Here is a 2,471-nt window from a genome sequence, read left to right on the forward strand (position 1 = left end):
CTCTTGCGGAGTGTTCACCTGGACCAGATACATGTCGTGAACCATGCGGCCATCTTCACGAATACGGCCATTGCGAGCGAAGAAGTCGTTAATCGGCTTCTCGGCCATCGCCGCGCGCACCGCCTCGGGGTCGTCGGTGCCAAATACTTTCTTCAGTTTGTTTATCATAGACTCAAAATTGTCTTCTTTTGCTTCAATGTATATTTTCCCTTGTTCTTTATAAATTTTAGTATAATCTAGGCCTTTAATAGCTCTTATCATTTTAGATATTAGTTTATCTTCAAAGTACTTCCTGTTTTTCCCTTTTAGAGTTATTTCACCAATACTTACACTAAGAACTCTATCCATTGTAATCACCTCATAGTTATTTGTCTAATTTCTTCTATAGATTTTTTTAATATTTTTATGGTATAGTCCATATCTTCTTTAGTATTTTCATGAGAAAAACAAAATCTGATAGCTCCTTCTATTTGCCTATGAGAAATACCTAAAGCTGAAAGTACATGGCTTCTTTCCGTTCCTTTTGAAGAGCAAGCAGAACTAGTAGATACAAATATACCTTTATCTTCTAGATAATGTAGTAAAACCTCTCCCCTAACATATTCAAAGGAAACATTTAGTATATATGGTGAAGCTTTGTCCTCCATTGGACTATTAAAATGAATATAATCTATTTCCTTCTTCAATCTATTTATAAAATATGATTTAATCTCATTAACATGGTTTTGTTCTTTTTTAAAGTTGTTTTCCATAATTTCTACAGCTTTCCCTAGTCCTACTATGCCTGGGACATTTTCTGTTCCAGAACGGAATCCTCTTTCTTGATTTCCACCAAATATTATAGGATTTAGATTTAAGCTTTTATTTACGTATAATCCACCAATTCCCTTTGGTCCATAGATTTTATGTCCACTAAAAGAAAATGTATCTATCTCCCAATCTGCTAGATCAATATGAACTTTTCCAAAAGCTTGAACTCCATCTACATGTATTAAAGCTTTTGAGCCTTTTTCTCTTAATATATTTTTAATTTCCCAAATAGGTTGTATACTGCCTATTTCGTTATTAACTTGCATTATACATAGAAGGATAGTATTTTTTCTTATATTCTTTTCTAATTGCTCTAATGAAATTAATCCTTCATTATCTATTTCTAAATACGTAACCTCATAACCCTTTTCTTCATAATCTTTAAGAACATTTAATACTGATGGATGTTCAATTTTTGTAGCTATTATATGATTTCCTATTCTATTATATTTATTAATTATGCTTTGAATAGCTATATTATTGCTTTCTGTTCCTCCAGAGGTAAAATATATTTCATCTTTATTTACTTTAAAATAATTTGCAATATTGTTTCTTATCTTTTCTATGTTTTTTTCTACATTAAATCCCATTCTATGAAGAGATGATGGATTTCCATATTCATCTCTTAAAACATGTACCATTGCATCTATAACTTCTTCCCTTGGTTTAGTAGTAGAGCAATTATCCAAGTATACCTTCAAAATATCACCTCATCTAGTATTAGTAACCTAAATCCTCATCAATTAAGTATATATTAATATTGGCTCCTGATGGATTTTTATGTATTATAACTTCTACATTACATATTCTATCAGCAGAATCACAGTCAGTACATTTTCCTGTAAATTTACAAGGCGTGTTTATGTTTAATCTTTGAGCATTTTTTGGTGCTGCAATATTTCTAATTCTTTCCCTTGCTGAATCATAATCTTTACATATTTTATTCCTTCCTGCTATTATATATACCCTTTCATGTCCATAAAACATGGAGGATACTCTATTAGCAGTCCCATCCATATTGACTAACTTCCCATCTAATGTAAGAGCATTAGTACTCGTTAAATAAATCTTTGAATTATAAGCTTCTGATAATTCTTTTTTCTTATCTTCTCCTTTCCAATGCCAATATATTTCATTCCCTCTACTCTTAAATTCTTCATAGATATCTAATTCTAATAATGTCATGGAACCACCAAAGGCAATAGATTCATTTATAGAGATTGATTCCATTAATGCTTCTTTTGCTTCCTTACTACTTTCAAAAGTTTTTACTTGAAATCCATTTCCTTTTAAATTTTTTTCTGTTAACAAAATTTTTTCATCCATTTTTAAACCCTCCAGTTTCATCTTTATTTCAATAATAATTATATAGCATTTATAGCTTATAATAAAGGCTTAGTTGATTTGATATATACTTACTTTTTAAAAACTTATATATTTTTGTAAAAAGGTATTGCAAATTATGTCGTTATTTGCTATAATTTAAAAGTGGTTATCCCCCTGGTAACCTCAAATAAGATCTCTATTCCCAATACCCCTTTTGAACGGTTTATTTACATCCGTTTCGGATGGGAAGGCCCCTTCGGGGGCTTTTTTCTTTTTTGGTCTTCATATTCCTCAATTTATGATAAAATATAAGTATCATAGATTAAGGAGGAATT

3 protein-coding genes are annotated in these 2,471 nt (G+C 30.5%); all 3 read right to left on the reverse strand.

All coding sequences use genetic code 11. The features are described 5' to 3' along the window. On the reverse strand, nt 1-348 hold a 348-nt coding region (locus tag VK998_RS12745; protein WP_325229002.1), incomplete at its 3' end, for an ABC transporter substrate-binding protein. 5 nt (nt 349-353) lie between these two features. Then, nucleotides 354-1,511, reverse strand: coding sequence for a cysteine desulfurase family protein (locus VK998_RS12750; RefSeq protein WP_325229004.1), 1,158 nt, complete (start codon nt 1,509-1,511; stop codon nt 354-356). 19 nt (nt 1,512-1,530) lie between these two features. Beyond that, nucleotides 1,531-2,136, reverse strand: a complete 606-nt coding sequence (locus VK998_RS12755; RefSeq protein WP_325229007.1) for a lactate utilization protein — start codon at nt 2,134-2,136, stop codon at nt 1,531-1,533. Nucleotides 2,137-2,471: the final 335 nt, after the last annotated feature.

Source organism: Schnuerera sp., from assembly GCF_035459645.1.
Classification (GTDB): domain Bacteria; phylum Bacillota; class Clostridia; order Tissierellales; family Tepidimicrobiaceae; genus Schnuerera.

Excerpts from the sequence above, each read along its gene's own strand:
- VK998_RS12755 (WP_325229007.1), bottom strand. The coding sequence starts at position 2,136 with ATGGATGAAAAAATTTTGTTAACAGAAAAAAATTTAAAAGGAAATGGA.